At 40.4% G+C, this 19,181-nt stretch carries 13 protein-coding genes and 1 tRNA gene; 4 read left to right on the top strand and 10 right to left on the bottom strand.

All coding sequences use genetic code 11. The features are described 5' to 3' along the window. From JWR61_RS04835 to JWR61_RS04810, 6 genes are all read right to left on the bottom strand, one after another. The coding region (locus JWR61_RS04835) for a DegT/DnrJ/EryC1/StrS family aminotransferase (protein WP_301926711.1) at nucleotides 1–239 on the bottom strand (239 nt) is incomplete at its 3' end. A gap of 239 nt (nucleotides 240–478) precedes the next feature. After that, nucleotides 479–2,716 (bottom strand): polysaccharide biosynthesis tyrosine autokinase, encoded by a 2,238-nt coding sequence (locus tag JWR61_RS04830; protein WP_301926710.1) that lies wholly within the window; start codon nucleotides 2,714–2,716, stop codon nucleotides 479–481. 197 nt (nucleotides 2,717–2,913) lie between these two features. Then, entirely contained in the window at nucleotides 2,914–3,705 is a 792-nt protein-coding gene (locus JWR61_RS04825) for a polysaccharide biosynthesis/export family protein (protein ID WP_301926709.1), read from the bottom strand. An 833-nt stretch (nucleotides 3,706–4,538) separates the two neighbouring features. After that, nucleotides 4,539–4,778 (bottom strand): hypothetical protein, encoded by a 240-nt coding sequence (locus tag JWR61_RS04820; RefSeq protein WP_301926708.1) that lies wholly within the window; start codon nucleotides 4,776–4,778, stop codon nucleotides 4,539–4,541. A gap of 17 nt (nucleotides 4,779–4,795) precedes the next feature. After that, entirely contained in the window at nucleotides 4,796–9,088 is a 4,293-nt protein-coding gene (locus JWR61_RS04815; protein ID WP_301926707.1) for a T9SS type A sorting domain-containing protein, read from the bottom strand. Between the two features lie 666 nt (nucleotides 9,089–9,754). Then, complete coding sequence (locus JWR61_RS04810) at nucleotides 9,755–11,962, bottom strand: hypothetical protein (protein WP_301926706.1); 2,208 nt, start codon at nucleotides 11,960–11,962, stop codon at nucleotides 9,755–9,757. 91 nt (nucleotides 11,963–12,053) lie between these two features. Between JWR61_RS04810 and JWR61_RS04805 the strand changes: the two genes are divergently transcribed. Next, nucleotides 12,054–12,257 carry a hypothetical protein gene (locus JWR61_RS04805; protein WP_301926705.1) on the top strand — a complete coding sequence of 68 codons (204 nt, stop codon included), beginning with the start codon at nucleotides 12,054–12,056 and terminating at the stop codon, nucleotides 12,255–12,257. Nucleotides 12,258–13,001: 744 nt separating this feature from the next. Here the strand turns inward: JWR61_RS04805 and JWR61_RS04800 are convergent. From JWR61_RS04800 to JWR61_RS04785, 4 genes are all read right to left on the bottom strand, one after another. Further along, nucleotides 13,002–13,088, bottom strand: a tRNA-Ser gene (locus tag JWR61_RS04800). Between the two features lie 35 nt (nucleotides 13,089–13,123). Then, a complete protein-coding gene (locus tag JWR61_RS04795; protein ID WP_301926704.1) occupies nucleotides 13,124–13,891 on the bottom strand; it encodes a TatD family hydrolase in 768 nt (255 codons plus the stop codon). Nucleotides 13,892–14,119: 228 nt separating this feature from the next. Beyond that, complete coding sequence (locus JWR61_RS04790; RefSeq protein ID WP_301926703.1) at nucleotides 14,120–14,752, bottom strand: polysaccharide deacetylase family protein; 633 nt, start codon at nucleotides 14,750–14,752, stop codon at nucleotides 14,120–14,122. Nucleotides 14,753–15,013: 261 nt separating this feature from the next. Next, complete coding sequence (locus JWR61_RS04785) at nucleotides 15,014–15,940, bottom strand: hypothetical protein (protein ID WP_301926702.1); 927 nt, start codon at nucleotides 15,938–15,940, stop codon at nucleotides 15,014–15,016. Nucleotides 15,941–16,177: 237 nt separating this feature from the next. Between JWR61_RS04785 and gltX the strand changes: the two genes are divergently transcribed. From gltX to JWR61_RS04770, 3 genes are all read left to right on the top strand, one after another. Beyond that, entirely contained in the window at nucleotides 16,178–17,707 is a 1,530-nt protein-coding gene (gene gltX, locus JWR61_RS04780; RefSeq protein WP_301926701.1) for a glutamate--tRNA ligase, read from the top strand. Between the two features lie 23 nt (nucleotides 17,708–17,730). After that, nucleotides 17,731–18,138 (top strand): cobalamin B12-binding domain-containing protein, encoded by a 408-nt coding sequence (locus tag JWR61_RS04775; protein ID WP_301926700.1) that lies wholly within the window; start codon nucleotides 17,731–17,733, stop codon nucleotides 18,136–18,138. A gap of 86 nt (nucleotides 18,139–18,224) precedes the next feature. Then, nucleotides 18,225–19,004: an enoyl-CoA hydratase/isomerase family protein gene (locus JWR61_RS04770; protein ID WP_301926699.1), complete on the top strand. Its 780-nt coding sequence runs from the start codon at nucleotides 18,225–18,227 to the stop codon at nucleotides 19,002–19,004. The last annotated feature ends 177 nt before the right edge of the window (nucleotides 19,005–19,181 follow it).

Here is a 19,181-nt window from a genome sequence, read left to right as displayed (position 1 = left end):
GTAGTAATAACTTTATCGCCTTCCTTAACGTTTAAAGCCATTGTACATAAATGTAAAGCCGCAGTGCCATTCGAAACAGCAACAGCATATTTAGATCCGATATAACTAGCGAACGCCTGCTCAAACTCCTTCACATGCGGTCCTTGGGTCAAAAATTCGGATTTTAAAACTTCAATTACGGCTTGAATATCATCTTCATTGATATATTGTTTACCGTATGGTATCCTGTTATTGTTCATCTTGCTAATTTTATTTTGAGGCAATTCGCATATTTCTTGAAATATTACCGTTTAAAAAACGGCATTGGTGATGCAAGCTAAAAGTAGGTTTGTGTTACGCAATACGGACTTGGTCTTTTTGATTGAATTCTGTTACGACAAAACCAGGATAGAATTCTTCAATAAGATACCCGGCTATTTACATTACGTAACCCGCCATTTAAAATTTATATTTCATTAGTATATTAGGTTGTAGCCAATTAAGTCTTATCCCGTTTCCGTTTAAAAATGCTTCTCCGTTTTACCTCATCTTCCTTTACATACCCATACCCATACTCGTAACCATAACCATAACCGTAGCCAAAAACTTTTTTTCGGACAACACCATTAAAAATAAGATGTATCCGGGGAAGTGTCTGGAGATTTGCCTGATCCCGGATAAAATGAATAAATTCATGGGGTGTATAATTGTGCCTGACAATATAAAGGGTATTATCTGCGTAGGCAGCCAGAACTTTGGCATCTGTTAATACCCCGGCTGGTGGAGAATCTATCAAAATATAATCGAATTGCGTTTTCAGAATTTCCATTAAAGAATTCAGTCTGCCATTCAACAATAATTCTACGGGGTTAGGTGGAATTTGTCCAGCTGAAATCAAGGATACGTTGCTCAGGCGCTCAACCGGCCTTACAATTTCTTCCAGCGTTGCTTGTCCTATCAGGTAATCAGTAAGGCCCTTGCCCCTGGGAATATTCATTTTTTTGGTTACCCCGGGCTTACGGAGATCACTCTCAATCATCAAAACTTTTTTATCCACTCTGCCAAGTGCTGCGGCCAGGTTAATCGTGATAAAACTTTTCCCTTCACCACTTATCGAAGAGGTAATAAGCAACACCTGCGCTCCCTGTTTTTGAATTTGGATATATGACAAGTTGGTCCTCAGATCTCTTATCTGTTCTGCGATCAATATCCTTTCGTCTCCCTTAATCACGCTGTCTGTTTCAGAACGATGAGAGAAAACAAGTTCCCCTAACAATGGCAAGCTGGTTTCCTGAATTAGATCACTGCTGAAAAGTACTTTGTCATTTATAAACTCTTTAAAGTAGGAAAATAAAATAAATAAGATGCATGCAAGTGACAGCGCAACTGCATATATCATATTGGATTTAGGCGCAACCTGGCCCACTGATTCCGGGGCATTTATAACCCGATGATTGGGCGTTTGAGATGCAGCCGATAAAACAGCCTCCTCCCTTTTTTGCAGCAAAAATGTATAGATGTTATTTTTAATCTGCTGTTGCCTGCTTATCTCAAGTAAAGCACGCTCCTTTTGCGGGATACCTTTCAATTCGCCCATGAATTGCTTTTCTTGTTCAGTGAGTTTATCCTTACTGCTTTGTAAACTGATTCTAAGGTTTTGAATACTGGCGAGAATACTTGGCTTCAATTTAAATATACTTTCATCCAGCACTTCAAGTTCCGGATTTTTTGAACCGGAAAGTTTTCTCAATTTTTCAGCTTCAAATTCAGCCGAATATAACTGGTTTAATAAACTCAATAATATTGGATCGGTTAACCCTAGAGTGGCCGGTACGGCTTCCGGTGTATGATTACGGTTGTTTACATATTGCTCTATTTTTTTTAAAACAACTAGTTGTAATTCTGTCTCTCCCATTTTTTGGTCGATATCCTTTAATTGATTCAGATAAAGATCTCCCTGACTGCTAAGATTGTATATACCTTCCTTCGTTTTAAAATTCTCTAATTTGGATTCCACTCCATTTAGTTCATCTGACACTAACCTCAACCTTTCTTCCACAAATTTTGCTGTATTTTGATAAACCCTGTTTTTAAAGGCTACATTATTTTGACCATACTGCTCCAGTAAACTCGTCAAAAATAGCACTCCTCTTCCCGGTATCGTTTCCTGTAATGTTAAATCAAGAATGGCAGATTGTTTGCTGATGGGTTCTGCATTTAACTGACTTCGGAAAATGGCAGCCGCCTTTTTTACAGGCATCAATGTTAATTCCCACTCATTGGTAAATTGATCCGCGCTATTTAAGTGCCAGCGAAGATTACCAAAAACGCTATGCACCAACGAATCAATCGGGTAGATTACTCCGTCAAATGAAACGCTTTTTGCCGATAGCAATTTAACATCACCTGTAATTGTTTTCTTGACAGAGTCAGGATTTTCCAGCCACACCTCCAGGGGCAAATTGCCAAATTGAGGAATGATTGTTACCCGTCCTTTTTTTAACCATCGTATATTCAGTTGTTCATTTTGTACAACTTGAAATATGAGCGATTTTGACTTTAGTATTTCTTTTTCCCTTTCCGTTTCCCGGTCAACATTCTTGTAGGTAAGAGCCTGGAACAGGTTTGCACCTTTTTCCTGCTCCCCGTCGTTTACAACCACGCGTGCAGTTACCTGGTATACCGGGACCTGATATTTGATATAAAAATAGGCACCTGTAAGAAATATCCCTATCAAAACTGGCAGTATGGGCCAATATGGTAAAACCCGAAAAAAGATGCGGCTGAAATTTGCTTTTTTGTTAACCTCAGTGTTCTGGTCCGTAACTGCTTCCCGCGGATTAGAAGAATATTTCAAAATTTTAAATTAAGTGATTACGATGATATTACGAATAGAAAGGCTATTCAAGAGGTTAACCTAAAATGAAGTCCAAATTATTTGCGTAAATTTATTACTGTTATAAGCAGGGATAGGCCAACTGCAGCTATTGCCAGATATTGGGGAACACCTTTGCGGGCAATGAATTTTGATTTCACCGGCTCCACATATAAAACATCATTGGTTTTCAGATAATAATACGGCGATTTAAAGAGATCTTTGGATAATAGATTTACTCTTGCATAGCTCCTCACCCCGTTAACTTCACGCACTACCAGCACGTTGTCTCTTTTCCCAAAATCAGTCAAATCGCCTGCCATACTGATTGCGTCTAATATAGTGGTACGTTCATTTACCATATTAAATGTTCCTTTTTTATTTACTTCTCCCATTACAGAGAAATTATAATTCAAAAACCGAACATTGACAACCGGATTTTTAGTATAATCTTTAAACATTTGAGTAAGGGTATCTTCCAATTGCAGTCTGGTAATCCCTTCGGCTTGCACTTTGCCTATATAAGGCATTTGAATCTTGCCATCAGCCTCAACCAAATACCCGATTGCCACACCGGTAATAGTAGATGATGTGGCTCCTGTCACCATGCCTATCGCGGAATTAAGTGCCGGCAGGTCCGCAGGATTACTACCACCTACGGTAATCCACAGTTGGTCATTTTTTTGAATGGGATTTTCAAATGCATTTTGGGCTGCATGTAATTTTCCTGAATCCGTTTTTTCCAGGTCGTTTAAATACACCACCTGCTTTGTTGAAGTACATGATATGATATTCAATACACCTAAAAAAAGGGTTACAAAAAATAAACTTGATTTAAAAAAAGATGACATAGAAAGCATTTTATAAATAGTACTCATATATGCGAACATAGGGTATACAATCTTGATATACTTACCTGTTCTGATGAATTCAACTGGCTATTTTTCACGGCTTCGCCTGCCTCAATCACAAAAATTGAAGAACAAATGAAAAAAAATTAACCAGATAAAATTAATCTATCAATATCGATCCGACACTATACCGTTTCTGCCTGCTATGAACTGAAGTAGATTCAGCCGATGACATGATATCGAATTTGCGCAAAAATACTTGATTATTCTTTATACCCGATAACATAATGATATTACTACAGATTAACAATAAGAACTACTATAGGCTTTGTCACTTTAAATAGACATCTATTTAAACAGTAAAAAGCAAAAAAGGCTGTCCTAATAGCGAGAATGTTGGGGTCGAGCTGAAATAAATAATACCGACTTCCCGTAAAATCAATTCAATTTTTATGGAAATCATTTTAGCAGTTTTTTTTATAACAGCTACAAAATAAAAAACAACTAAACAGTTTTACATCCGGCTTGCCGATTAAACCGCTTTTGCACAATAAAGCCGTGTTTAACCCTGCCGGCTACTATCATGCTTAGGGTATCCTTCGTCGCTACCTGTAGTTAAAGCCATATAAAGCCTCTTTTCGGCTATATAATACCCGTTATATTTTTCAATCTCTGGCTTTAAATATCTGCCGCCTGCTGTTAACAGGCTGCAATAATTTATGATACTTCCTGGGGATCATCTGGAAATTTCAAAGCATCACTTAACGAACCTGACCGATACAAAAAAAGACTGTCGTTTCAGACAGTCCTTTTCATTCATTCATTTATTTCTCCTAATCTTTACTACTTGAAAATTTTGATACCTTCCGGTATTGCCAGACTTTAAATGCCGCATAACACACCGCCATAACCAACAATAATGTAACGCCGCCATCTAAAGGAACTCCTGCGTCAGGATTCACATCCAATCCGCTTCCGGGACCATCGGTTTGTGCATTTGCAAAAAATGCTATAAAAAGGAATACTGCTGTAAATACTGTTCTAACCAGCTTTTTTAGCGATTGGTTTTTCATTGTAATTTTTGTTTTCTTTATTTGGATAAATTAATAACAATCCTGAAATTTTGCCTGACACCTTTATCTCCGGTAATAGATAAATTGTATATTCCTGCAGGAACGGCTTTATGCAAATTTACAATTTGTGTATTATATTCATTTGAATTCGTAATTTTTCGATAAAACAACTGCTTTCCGGAAGCATCTGTGAGTGATAAGCCATAATTGCCTGCGGGTTGATTATTCAATGTTATTGTAAACTGTTGATTGGTAATTAGGGTAGGATAAACCTGAATTCCCTTTCCTGCATTCATCTGAACTGTGGCAACAGTGCTGTAAGCAAATGAGCCGTTTTCATCATTGCTGCGGATGCGGTAGTAATTATTTCCTTCGGCTGCGGCAGCATCGACCCACTGATAACTGGCGCCCATGACTGAATTTTTTGCTACAACAATGCCGGTTTTAGTAAATTGATTTCCGTCTGTACTTTTCTCGATGAAATAATCTTTTATTCCCTGTTCACTTCCTACAGCCCAGCTTACAACTACATTTTTCCCATTGGCATTGGCATTAATTTTCGTAAACTTAACAGCCAGCGGACTTGATGGTGCAAGTATTATTAAAAATCTGCCCAGGCTGCTGCTGGCCGGGTTGCTGCTGATTGTAAATGGATAGGTAATAGTACCACCACTGAGATCGAGTATTTTTTGGGTATTGGTAAATTTATCTATCAAAACAGCAGTTTGGTTTATACCTGCAAAATTGCTGCTGGCAATAGTCAATGCATAATCCCGGGTTTTTAAATTCCAGAATGGAACGAAAAGGGTGTCGGTTTGTGCAGGGAAGGGACGGCTTTCTACACTCAGGTAACGGCCATTTCGTACCAGGCTAATGTTCTCGTTAAAATTATTAATCTTGGCTGCATCATATACTTCAGTAGCGGATTGGCTGTAAGCATCATTAAACCTGGCAACAGTTCCATCCATTTGTTGTCCAATAGTATTGCCCGTAGCTTGGAATAGTTTTACAGCAATTTTACTTACACCATTACCTGCAGGCGCCATAGGGCGGAAAAGAGATTGGGCCGAGGGATCTGTTTTAGTGCCTTCATCAATGTTGAGACTTCCATCTATTCCTTTTCCCACTACAAAAAAGGCCTGGCCGGAATTAACTGCCAGATATGGCGTTCCATCATCACCTAACGAGGTTATATATCCATTCCCTATTTCATCGTAAATTAAGGTAATAAAGGAGCCGCTTGTCCCTTGTGTAGCGTCCCATATATAGAACTTGCGATCAATGAAACTGCTGTTGCTTCCATTATTGTAAACCGCATCCAGGTCAATAGAAGAGGCATAAGGATTTCCCACAACAGTATAAATATCAGACGCTGAAAGCGGTATAGACTGCTGACCTTGCTTTAGTGCTCCGGTTGGCCTGAGTGTTGTTGTGCCAGAACTGGTAGCATCAGCGACAGTTCTGTCTCCCCTTATGTACAGCATATATCCTTCCTTATTGGGAGCCGCCAGGGGATCAGGGGTGTTTGTACTAAACCAGCCGTTTGTAACCGGATTATAAAACCGTATAGAAGATGTAGTGGCACTATTCAGTCCGTTAAACCAATCAAACCCGTTGCTTGCGGCAGAAGCGCCGTCAGGATAGCTGCTACCGTTACCGGTTATTAAAGTTCCGGCGTTGGCTGCTTCTCCAGATGGTGCAATTGGATTAGCATCTACTCCACACCACGCCTGCCTTATCGTTGAGCCTGTAACTGGTATAGTTAATAAACGCCAGGCCCTTTTGTTAGTTGCTATAAAACGTTCTACAGTTACGTTGCTGGCCCCTAACATGGCACCGGCAATCACCCCGATAGATCCGGTACCGGCTGCATTAGATCTGACAATGACAGGCTGATTATTGAAATCCAATGTTCCCGAATTCTGGACACTTAATGTTACACCCGGGTTAATTTCAAGGCTGCCGCCAGTGCTAATCAAAATAGTTTTTCCACTTGCCAGCGTAAAAGGCTGATCCAGTGCTATTAGATGGCCAATAGTTATGTTATTCGTGCCTGCCGGAGGCTGGGTAGCATCTGCCCACGTGCCACCTCCCAGGTCATATTCCCATGACGCCGGATCTGTGAAATTACCAGCCTGCTTACTGCGATAATCAGCTGATGAAATACTTGATGTTACAATAATATTGCCGGGTATATAAGTAAGTGTATAATTAGCTGTGTTGATGGTTCCCCCTGTCAGGTTCGAAGCTGTTACCGAGCCGGTATAAGTTCCCACGGCATCTGTAGCTGCTGCTCCTGTACCATATGAAATCGTTACGGTTCCCGCAGTTTCACTATTTTGCAACCCGCTGGCGCTAAAAGCTGTTGAGCCGCTACCACCCGTCAGCGTTATTCCAAATGCTTTACTCACGTCGTTCGCTGTTATCGTCAATGGTGACGGATTAACAGCCAGTGCAGTGCTAACATCATTCGCTGCCGGCTTTAAATTGTTATTTCCCCCGTAAGTATACGTTATCGTATAAGGTCCTCCCGTAACTGGAATACCAGCGCTCGAAAAATTGATTGAAAAATCACCTGTTGAGCCGCTTATTAAAGTCGTTTGCGTTACTCCATTAATTGTTATTCCAATCGTTTCGCCATTGGAAGGATATGCTGGTCCAGGTGCACTTACTGTACCGGAAAGTGTTATAAAAGCGGTACCATAGGTAATTGACGGAGTACCATTTAACCCTGAAAATACTGGCGTGGGCCTGGTATCGCTTGTCACATTGATGATACCCGTGGTGGCACCAAAGTAGGTATTGTCCTTCCACGTAGCTGTAGACAGTGTTGACCCCCACGTACCGCTGATTTTATTTATTCCTCCAAGTGTAAGACTTCCTGCAGTTAATGTTAGCCGGTTACCTACACTTGCCAATGCTCCGGTAACAATAGACAAATTGCCTGCAACCGAAACGGTGGCCGACCCCATAGACTTAGCACCACTGCCTGACAAAATAAGATTACTGTAGGCTGTGGCCTTAATAGTTTGTGCCCCTGGTGCAATGTAACTTATTGTGTTCCCGGCGGTGGAAGCGGCTAAAGTGGTTGCAATTGAAGTACCGCCGAAGTTAAGGTTACCTGAAGCGCCATTGGTTAGCGTTCCGCCACCCGCAAGCGACGCAGAAGCTGTGAGGGTTCCGTTGTTGGTTACGGTGCCGGTGATCGTTATATTTGAGATTACAACAGCGTTGTTTCCGCCAACTGTTTTTGCCGTTCCACTAAATGTGTGAACCCCCGTACTTGCGGTATAGCTACCATCATTTTGCAAATTACCAGCATAACCAATCGCAGCAACAGAGGTCTCATTCCATACTCCCCCTGAATTGATTGTTACATTTCCCGTAAATGTTTTTGCCCCTGTTCCTGCAACAGTGAACGTTCCGTCAATCAAACTGCTTCCAGTAACATTTAATGTAAAGTTAGAAGCAGTTGTGAAAGTAGAAGCACTTACAATGGCTAAATTGCCGCCTACGGTAATAGCGCCTCCTGCCGTTTTTTCACCAGTACCACTCACTGTGAGATTTGCATATGCTGCGGGTGCAACAGTCTGGGTACTTCCAGAATAAATAACAGTTGCTCCTGCGGTATTTAACGTTAATGTACCATTCGCATCTATAGAAAAGGGTGTAGCTCCCCCGAGGCTGAGTGTTGACGCTGGAGAACCCAATGTAAAACTGGTTGACGGAGTCCTATTGCCTGAAATGATAGACGTAGTTGTTGACAACGTACCATTCACAGTTAGTAGGCCGCTCGTGATGTTCGCAACTCCATTATTTTGCCTGGAACCACCCCCATTTCCTACACTGGTACCTGTAATTACAAAATTGTTAGAACATAAAAAAGAAGAAATTGTAGATGTCAGGGTAGCTGCAGAAGTAGTGGTAGGTGTAATTGTTGACCCTACATTAACTGAATTGCAGGCAATTGAGCCCGCCCCTGCTATACTGGCATTTGTATTGGCAGCTGTTGCAGAATTTAAATTGATTGCGTTTGAAACAGTAACCGTTATTCCTGCATTAACTGTCAGTGTTGCCGTTGCTCCTGTAAAAGTGATGGAAGCGCAGGTAGTGCTGACATCGCCTGTAAGGGTAACCCCGTTTGGGATAATAACATCATCAGTTGCAGTTGGAACTCCGGCTGGTGACCAAGTACCCGGTGTATTCCAATTTCCGGTGGTGGCGGTTTTTTGTCCTAAAGCCAGAATGCTTAACAAAGTTAAACAGCATGCCATCAAAGATTTCAAACTGAGTGTAAATTTTTTATTCATATAAACGTGGGAGATTAAATTGAATGAGATTTTTTGTTAGTTGTTGGCCAAACCGCAATTTGAAAATGCTGCAATATTTGTACAATTTTTAAAAAATTGTACAACGGCCAGATTAAAGATTTATTTCTTTTTATAGTAGTTTTATTACAAACTATATAGCGAAAGTATTACAAATATCAGGATTTGAATCATCTTTTTGTAATTAAAAATTATTGAAAATAAATTTCCAGCCTGGCAAAATCACTTTTTATTTTCCGAAAAATGGAGATGACTCTACAGAATGGAATAAAGGGTAAATATTGCATTTATATAGATAGGATTAGTCAGCTGTAACATACTGAATGCGAAGGATCGCTGTGATTATTGTCTAAATCACAAAAGGCTTTGCATTGCTGCAAAACCTTTGTGATGTTAACTTTGTCTGATATTTTACTGAGAGAGTTATACTGTTTTGTTGTGGCTAAAACCGCCCGGGCATAATTAACAGTTTTGTATACTATCAACTTAAAGTATCACTAATCTCCATTCCTGTTAAAGGAACTTCTGCGTCTGGATTATGAACTTCGGAAGTGCCTGCCGGTTGAGCAACTGATTGGGCTGCCTCAATTAAAATTGTTGTAAGCGTTAATAATTCTTTTTCATTTCTTACTTAAAAACGGTGTCAGCTTAATTTTTTATGAGTAGCCTGAAGTTTTGAATACTACCATCTGCTCCTGCCACGGATAAATTATATACGCCCGTACTCACTGCACCCTTTTGAAACGCTATCAGGTGGTCATCTCCATTTGTGTTATAAATAGTCTTTTTGTATACCTGTTGCCCTGATAAGTTGGTAAGGCTAAGGTTATAGTTGCCCGCAGGCTGACCTTTTAATGAGATAGTAAATTGCTGGTTGGTAATTATGCTGGGCATAATATGGATAACATGTTTACTGTTAAACTGAACTAAGGCGGTGCTGCTGTAATCGGTTTTTCCGCTTTCGTCATTACTGCGAATCCGGTAAAAATTATTGCCCGTAAATGGCTGCTCATCCGTTACCTGGTAACTGCCGCCAACAGATGCATTGTTAGCTTTAAGTGTACTTATTTTACTGAAGTGCAGGCCATCCGCGCTTTTTTCCACATCATAGTTTGTAACGCCAAGTTCATTGGCAGTAAGCCAGGCAACTTGTATTTTTTTATCATACAATTGGGCGGCTATTTTAGTAAACTTAACCGGCAATACACCAAATGCAGCAGGTGCCATTATAACTTTGAATCGATTCAAACTGCTGCTTGCAGGATCACTCGTAACACTGAAAGGATAAATAACAGTAGCACTTGTCATATCTACCTGTTTGGTAACATTGGTAAAGGCATCATATAGGATAGCAGTCTGGTTTAAGCCATCTAAATTATTACTGGTAATGGTAAGCGCATAATCTCTCACTTTCAAACCCCAGAACGGTACAAAAAGCGTATCGTTTTGTTTTGGATAAGGGCGACTCTCCACACTTAGATAACGGCCTTCTCTCACAAGACTAAGATTTTCATTAAAATTATTCATTTTAGCAGCATCATAAGTTTCCCAAGGCGACACGTTGTAAAGGTCATTATAACGAGCCAATGCGCCATCACACAACAAACCCAGTGTTGCGCCGGTGGCCTGGTATAATTTTATAGAGAGGTTACTAACGGTAGATCCCATTGGGCGAAATACGGTAGGCGCAGTTGTGGTAGTTTTATTGCTTTCCTGAATGGTAATATTACCTGTGCTGCTCTTTTCTACAAAAAATGCCTGGCCGGAGTTAACCGTCAGGTAGTCGGCTGCACTGCCTGAACCTCCTGTCATGTTATAGGAGTCGATACCATTCCAGGTTAGCGAACGATAGGCGCCACTGGTTCCCTGGGTAGCATCCCAAATCCAAAAATTGCGTTTTATTACAGCGCCGTTGCTACCGTTGAGGTACACAGCGTTTAAATTGATAGGAGATGCATATGGATTGCCTACTACTGTGTAAGCATCATTTACGGGTATGGTTTGGGTTCCCTGTTTAAGCGTTCCAGTTGGCTGCAATACAGTGTATCCGTAATCAGTGGCGGTCGCCACCGACCGGTCACCACGAACATAAAGCATATATCCTTGCTTGTCTGGTACACTTAGTGTACTTGGAGTATTAGTAGCGCTCGCCCAGGCGTGTGCAGCATCATAATAACGAATTGAAGAGGTTGTATTAGCACCTAATCCGGTAAACCAATCATAACCAGCTGCGGCTGCCAGAGTGCCATCAGAATAGCCATGCCCTGTTATTAGGGTGCCGATGTTGTAATTTGTTTCCCCGTTGGGTGCGCTTGGATTGGCTGCAGCACCCGCCCATGCATTTCGAATAGTTTGACCTGTTACGGGAATTGATAATAATCTCCAGGCTCTTCTACCTGTACTGGTTAAACTGCTATCAATGTAACGCTCAACTGTTACATTGCTTGCATTAGTCAAAGACCCCTTAATTTCGCCAACGTAAGCTGTGCCACTACCACTGCTTTTTAGCGTTAGATGCTGACCATTAACATTAAAGTTGTCATTGGCGCTGGCGAAATTGACATTACCGTAAATTACAAGATCAGTAAAAAGCGTTGTGGTAGCTGGTGCCGAATGATTAAGCGTCAGCGTATTAAGTATCTCCTGTCCAGTTTCGAAGTATAATGGTTCAGAAGTTGTGCCACCCAAGGTGAGGTTTCCTGTGCCATCGCCGGCAAGGAAGCCCGCTGTTCGGGTAATGCCGCCAATTGCATTTAGGGTTCCTGAACTTATATTTAAAGTTCCACTTGTAAGATCAAGTATTCCATTTACTGTAATATTTCCGCCAAGATAGGAATAGCCATCTAATATTGTCATAGTGCTTAATGTTGCGGATGAAGTGGGTTCTAATCTTAATATTCCAGATCCAGATTTATAGAACCCCCCTGTTCCACTTACAGATCCATTGATGGTTAACGTTGCACCATTGCTAGGAGAAAAAGTGGTATTCGAAGAAATTATGATTGGACATGATATTGTTGCAAAGCCAGTAGCCAATGCCGTCGAAGATGTCCCGCTAATTGTCAATATTCCACTGCCATTAATCGAAGTTCCATTAGCCATACTTGTTAATGACCTGCATATTGCGCCACCATTAGGAACAGAAGGATAATATTTAGGTGTAGTAGTTGGAATATTAATAACAAGATCGGAAGTTGAAGTTGGGACAGTGCTCCCGCTCCAGTTTCCGGGCGTATTCCAATCAGTGCTTTTGGCCAATCCTGTCCAGCTTTTAGTTTGGGCATGTCCATGAAATGAAAAGCTTAAAAATAAAATAAATGATACAATCACTGGTAATTTAAATTCAAATAGCCGATGTTTGAAATGTAGCCTGTTAATTTTATTTTTAAAGAATGTTGCTGACGTTTCACAGCCTGATAATTTATCTCCTGGGCAAAGAAGACTCTTTTGTAGATAGGTTTGCATAATACTAGTTTGGATTTGTGGATTTTGTTAGGATATTTTGATTAATAAATTGGACCCACCTGCGTACACATTTGGGCCGGATTTAATAACATAAAAGTATACAACCCATCAGGAAAATTTTGTAGGCAGATCGCCATGCTCCTTATAGGCATATATTTACATAAGCCATCGAATTTTTTCTATTCTTTATTGGTAAAATAATGCTGCCTTATAGAATTAAAGCCAAAGAAAGCATTCGGGTAAAAGTGAAATTGAGGGAGAAGAATTTACATACCGCTTACACAACAGTTGCTACAGGAATACATCTTCATTTTTACAGATCATTCGTATTAACAGGTTCGGGAACCTCCTACTGCAATAAAAAAACGTCCTTCTTTAAAAAAGGACGTTTAATCAAAAAAATTTACCCGCTTAAGCAGGTATTTTTATGCGGAGAGTAAGAGATTCGAACTCTTGATACAGTTTCCCATATACACACTTTCCAGGCGTGCTCCTTCAACCACTCGGACAACTCTCCTTTTTTTCAGGACGGCAAAAATACAGCATCGGTATTTATAAGCCGAATATTTTTTCAGCATTGGCGGTTGTAACAGCGGCTACTTCTTCTTCTGTGCAGTTTTTTATGGCTGCAATTTTCGACACAATGTATTTTAAGTAGCTGCTTTCATTTCTTTTCCCTCTGAATGGTACGGGTGTTAAATAAGGTGCGTCTGTTTCCAATACCAGGTGTGCCAAATCTATCTTTTCCAACACTTCTGCTACACCGGCGTTCTTATAAGTAACTACCCCGCCAATACCCAAATAAAAACCAGCCTTGATGATTTCGCGGGCGCTTTCGTAACTCCCGCTGAAGCAGTGAAAAATGCCACGTATTCCTTTGGGTACATATTCTTTTACCAGGTTAATTGTTTCCTGCATCGCATTCCTGGTATGGATGACTATGGGCAAGTTATGGAGGATGGCCCAATCCATTTGTATTCTGAAGGCTTCATACTGCTCTGTGACAAAGCTTTTATCCCAATAAAAATCCAGTCCGATTTCGCCTACTGCTGCAAACTTTCTTTTGCCAAGCCATTGCTGAACAATTTCCAGTTCCGTCTTGTAATTTTCCTTCACATAACAGGGATGCAACCCCATCATGGCAACACATCTGCCCGGATATTTTTCTTCCAGACCAAACATAGCCTCAATTGAATTGCTATCTATCGCAGGAAGATAAAATTTTTCCACTCCCGCTGAAATTGCAACGTCTATAGTCCTGTCAATATCACCAACAAATTCTTCGGAGTATAAATGGCAGTGGGTATCTATTAATTTCATAGGTGCAAAATAATGTGTTAGTTATCAAAATGTATTAAAAATACAAACTGCGTAAAACCCCGGTTATAAATGACAAAATATTGTTAAAATAATATTGTTAATTCAGAAACTACTTAGTACCTTTCGGCCAGTTTTCATAGGGTACGGATTAAAAACGGGCCAGGGTTTCTACCCCGGCCCACTTTTTTTGATGTATAGAGAATCGAACAAAATCAAATAATTTGCCCATTAATTTACGCAATCTATTTTCTCAAAGTTATAACCAAGACGTGAAAAATGCTGCACCATTTTTGGGAGCGCAAATTGTAAATTTTCAAATGCTTTTTCACTGTCGTGAAACACTACAATAGAACCATTCCCGGTATTTTCGAGCACATTTCTACAGCATTTTTCCGGCGTTATTTTTCTGTCAAAATCTGCACTTAAAACACTCCACATAATTACTTTTAATGTGGGTTGTTTTACTGACAATGCTTTTAATTGTTTGAAACTGATTTTTCCATAAGGTGGCCGAAAAAGATTGGTCTTGATTAATTGCTGTGCCTGCTCAATATTTTCAATGTACATTCCAACCGGTGTTTTCCAGCCATTCAAATGATTGAATGTATGATTCCCGACAGCATGACCTCCAGCCAATATTTGCTGATACACTTCCGGATATGCTGCTACATTTTTGCCGATGCAAAAAAAGGTTGCCCTGGCATTGTATTTTTCCAGTACCTGCAGTACAAATTTCGTTGCAACCGGATGCGGACCGTCATCAAAACTGAGGTATATTTTTTTTTCCACAGTATTCATTTGCCAGGTGCAACCGGAGTAAATTTTTTTTAGCCATACCGGCGTTTTAACAAAATAAAACATACACTATTTTTATGCGAAGGCTTACTAAGAACCTTGACACTTGTCAAGCGATAAACTGCCATTACAAAGCTATTACTATTAGGATAACCGGGAATGTTTAATAATTTTTATTGAAATTATTTTCAAAATTGGAGTAAACTAAATCCATTGATAAAAAATTGCTTCTATGTATGATACGATTTTTTTGATAAGATTTCTGCAAATAAAAAAGAGGTTGCCTCTTTAAATCAGACAACCTCTTTATACAATATTTATCTATAATCAGTAAGGTAAAATAATTGTTTTAGTTACTCCATTTACACCCTGCCATACAGCCTTAAAATAAAAACTTCCATTGGGGCATGTAACAGGTGTGCCTGTTGCATCCAGTCCGAAAGTTACCGTTACATCGGCTACCAATTTGCTGTGTACAACGGTACCGCTTACCAATCTGAAATCACAATCCTGCCTGATCACCAGCGGCTGACTGATAGCAGTTACAAAGGCATTGCCAAAGCGATTGGTACCCCACTCTGCTATGCCGTTTACGCCCGCTTCTGTGTGTGTACCGGTTGTAGTGATTACGGAACCATTATTGTAAGTGAAAACTCTTTGTTTGGCCATTTGCCAGATCCTTTGCTTGCCATTGTCAAAAGTAACTGAATCGGTACCGGAAATGGTGTGGGTAATTGATCCTGATGACAGTTGGCTAAGCTTTCCGCCACTTACATTAGTGATAGTTTTTAGACCATTGATAACAATACTTTTACCGTCAGCTACCCTGGTAACTTTTAAGTTTTGTGTATTAACCGTTAATACAGCCCCTGCATCTTTCCAATGTGTTCCTATTGGCATTGACATAACTACTACACCGGTTAGCGTGCGCTTGCCCGAACAGTTGGTGCCGTTATAGGTAATTGTAATTCTTCTGATCCCATTGGCAGAATCGGCTACTGCAGTTGCGTTGCATGGCATTCCCTGTACGCCTTCCATTCTGCCGTTAAAAGATGCGTTATTATCCAGGTACGCGTTAACATCATTTTCAATAGCGTCGGAAGTAGAGGAAACATTCGACTGATCGTCGGTTTGTGCAGTTAACTCTGTAGTGGGGTCGGTTGTCGTAGTAGTTGTATCTGTTTTTTTACAGCTTACAAATGAAATGGCCGTTATTAAACTAATAGCAGCGATTGAACGGATTTTTACTTGCATGATTTTTTTTGGTTTTTTAATGAACGATATTTTATAGATGAATATTTTGTAAAGAAGTTTAACTGCTCGTTAATAATCTGCGAAAAATTACCGGCGGTTTGTAAAGACTGCACACGGCAACCGTTGCTTACAGACTGGTTTTGGGTGTCCCTTCTTTATACAAAAGTTGTTGTCTTGCCTCGGCAATATTGACAAATTGAAACAAAACACTATTTGCCGTCTTCCTATCTTTGCAATATGTCAAAAAAAGTAAGAGTTAGATTTGCTCCCAGCCCGACCGGGGGATTACATTTGGGAGGCGTGCGTACCGTATTATTTAATTATTTATTTGCCAGGCAGCACGATGGTGATTTTATAGTAAGAATTGAAGACACCGATCAAAACAGATTTGTTAAAGGCGCAGAAGCTTATATTTTTGAATGCCTGCAATGGTGTGGTTTAAACCCGGACGAAAGTGTATTGCATGGCGGTCCCTATGTGCCGTACCGCCAGAGCGAACGAAAAGAAATATACCGCCAGTATGCCGAACAGCTGATAAAAGATGGCCGTGCTTATTATGCTTTTGATACCCCGGCCGAATTGGAACGCATGCGTGACCTGTTGAAAACAAAGGGCAGCAGCAGTTTGCAATATGATCATCATGTGCGCATGAATATGAACAATTCTCTGCGACTTTTACCGGAAGAAACCCAACAACTACTCGATGCCGGAACCCCTTACGTGGTGCGCATTAAAATAAATCCGGATGAATTTGTTCCCTTTACCGATATGATAAGGGGAGAAATTTCCTTTGACACCAACGCAGTAGATGATAAGGTATTGCTGAAAGCAGATGGCATGCCGACTTATCATCTGGCGGTAGTGGTGGATGATTTTTTAATGAAAATAACACACGCTTTCCGTGGTGAAGAATGGTTACCAAGTGCACCTGTGCACATTCTGTTATGGCAATATCTGTTTGGCCTGGAGAATATGCCACAATGGGCGCATCTACCATTAATATTGAAACCGGATGGTAATGGCAAGCTTAGTAAAAGAGATGGCGACCGCCTTGGATTTCCTGTTTATGCGATGGACTGGGCAGATCCTGTGACAAAAGAAATAACCAAAGGTTTTAAAGAAATTGGCTTTTTGCCTGAAGCATTTATTAACCTGTTGGCAGTCTTAGGTTGGAATGATGGAACAGAGCAGGAGATTTTTTCTATGGAGGAGCTGATAACAAAATTTAATATTGAAAAAGTACATAAGGGTGGCGCCAAATTCGATTTTGAAAAAGCGAAATGGTTTAATCATGAGTGGATAAAGAAACTGGATGTGAGCCATTATGCTGAAAGGGTAAAAAATATATTTGAATCAAAAGGCATATCGATAGCGGATGATGCTTATTTAAAAAAGGTAATGGAGCTCGTAAAAGAGCGTTGTACTTTATTACCTGATTTTTTTACACAGGGCATTTTCTTTTTTCAGGCACCGGCTACCGTTGACACAACATCTATACAGCCAAAATGGGATGAAAAGAAAAACATGTTTTTTGTAGAATTAATAAAATCATGGCAATTAAGCACATTGTGGAATTCGGCTGAACTGGAGATAAGTTTTAAAGAACTGGCCGCAGCGAACCAGCTAAAAACAGGCGAGCTGATGTTGCCCTTACGCATTATGCTGGTGGGTGGAAAATTTGGTCCGGGTGTTTTTGAGATAGCTTCAGCAATTGGTAAAGAGAGCACAATAAAAAGAATTGAATATACATTAGCATTGCTTCAATAATTGATTCATCAAATGCTTCACACATGACAAGACCAATACGGGTGCTGGTAGCTAAAGTTGGACTGGATGGCCACGACAGGGGCGCCAAAATAATTGCCACAGCATTGAGGGATGCCGGCATGGAAGTTATCTATACCGGCTTGCGGCAAACCCCTGAAATGGTAGTGAATGCTGCATTACAGGAAGATGTGGACGCAATTGGCATCAGTATTCTCAGCGGTGCACACAACACTGTTTTTCCAAAAGTGATTGCCTTGATGAAGGAAAAAAAAATGGATGATGTGTTACTTACAGGCGGTGGCATTATACCGGATGAGGATATGGAATCTTTGAATAAACTTGGTGTAGGCAAATTATTTGCACCAGGCGCCACCACCAGTGAGATAGCATCGTACATTAAGGATTGGGTAAAATTGAACAGAAATTTTTAGTATCAGGTGGATTATAAAATTACCTCCTTCCACTTTCCCTTGTTAATTTCTATTGCTTTCATCTGCAAACGATAATATAAAATAACATGAATCATTCAACTTTACTTACGTCTTTGGAAAACGGTATTTTTACCATCACTATCAACAGGCCTGATAAATTAAACGCGTTAAATAAAGATGTGTTTGCTGATCTTGACAATGTGATAGATGAAATACAAAACAACCCATCAGTCAAATCAGCAATCATTACCGGCGCAGGCAATAAAGCTTTTGTTGCCGGGGCAGATATAACAGAATTCAATGGCCTTGATAAAGCAGGGGCCATGGCGCTCGCAACAAAAGGGCAGGATATTTTTTTTAAAATAGAGAGGAGTTCCAAGCCTATAATAGCTGCTGTGAACGGCTTTGCTTTGGGTGGAGGATGTGAGCTGGCAATGGCTTGTCATTTCCGGGTTGCCAGCGACAACGCTAAATTTGGTCAGCCGGAAGTAAACCTTGGTTTAATACCTGGTTATGGCGGTACGCAACGTTTAACACAATTGATAGGGAAGGGCCGTTCAATAGAATTACTCATCAGTGGCAGCTTGATTGAGGCCGCCACAGCCCTGCAATACGGGTTGGTAAACTATGTTGTTTCTCCAGACGAATTATTGCCTAAGGCCAAAGCAATTTTAACGCTCGTTAATACAAAAGCACCGCTCGCAATTGCAGCATGTATACAGGCGGCAAATGCTGTTTACGATTCAACGTCCAATGGCTATGCTACCGAAATAAATGCCTTTGGTAACTGCTTTGCAACGGAAGATATGAAGGAAGGAACAAGTGCATTTTTAGAAAAGCGAAAGGCTTTGTTCACCGGTAAATAAGCTCAGTAGTTCCATCCTGCATATAATTGCACTCCCAATCTTCATACGATGAGCCTGTGCAGGCATGCCGCCAGCTGTTGCTATGATTACAGCAGTTACCCCGCTTGCCAACTGCCTATGATTATTATCATAATTGCTTATTATTTAGTACTGCAATAATTAACTTTGCGGCGAATA

It is taken from the genome of Ferruginibacter sp. (assembly GCF_028288465.1).
Lineage (GTDB): Bacteria > Bacteroidota > Bacteroidia > Chitinophagales > Chitinophagaceae > Ferruginibacter.
Note: the sequence above shows the minus strand (reverse complement) of the source record. Positions and strands in the feature narration are given on the sequence as shown.

Bases quoted from the DNA above. Each gene is read 5' to 3' on its own strand.
- gltX (WP_301926701.1), top strand. From the start codon at position 16,178: ATGTCAAAAAAAGTAAGAGTTAGATTTGCTCCCAGCCCGACCGGGGGA.
- JWR61_RS04775 (WP_301926700.1), top strand. From the start codon at position 17,731: ATGACAAGACCAATACGGGTGCTGGTAGCTAAAGTTGGACTGGATGGC.
- JWR61_RS04770 (WP_301926699.1), top strand. From the start codon at position 18,225: ATGAATCATTCAACTTTACTTACGTCTTTGGAAAACGGTATTTTTACC.
- JWR61_RS04785 (WP_301926702.1), bottom strand. From the start codon at position 15,940: ATGCAAGTAAAAATCCGTTCAATCGCTGCTATTAGTTTAATAACGGCC.
- JWR61_RS04820 (WP_301926708.1), bottom strand. From the start codon at position 4,778: ATGAAAAACCAATCGCTAAAAAAGCTGGTTAGAACAGTATTTACAGCA.
- JWR61_RS04825 (WP_301926709.1), bottom strand. From the start codon at position 3,705: ATGTCATCTTTTTTTAAATCAAGTTTATTTTTTGTAACCCTTTTTTTA.
- JWR61_RS04815 (WP_301926707.1), bottom strand. From the start codon at position 9,088: ATGAATAAAAAATTTACACTCAGTTTGAAATCTTTGATGGCATGCTGT.
- JWR61_RS04790 (WP_301926703.1), bottom strand. From the start codon at position 14,752: ATGTTTTATTTTGTTAAAACGCCGGTATGGCTAAAAAAAATTTACTCC.
- JWR61_RS04810 (WP_301926706.1), bottom strand. From the start codon at position 11,962: ATGACAATATTAGATGGCTATTCCTATCTTGGCGGAAATATTACAGTA.
- JWR61_RS04805 (WP_301926705.1), top strand. From the start codon at position 12,054: ATGGTTAACGTTGCACCATTGCTAGGAGAAAAAGTGGTATTCGAAGAA.
- JWR61_RS04795 (WP_301926704.1), bottom strand. From the start codon at position 13,891: ATGAAATTAATAGATACCCACTGCCATTTATACTCCGAAGAATTTGTT.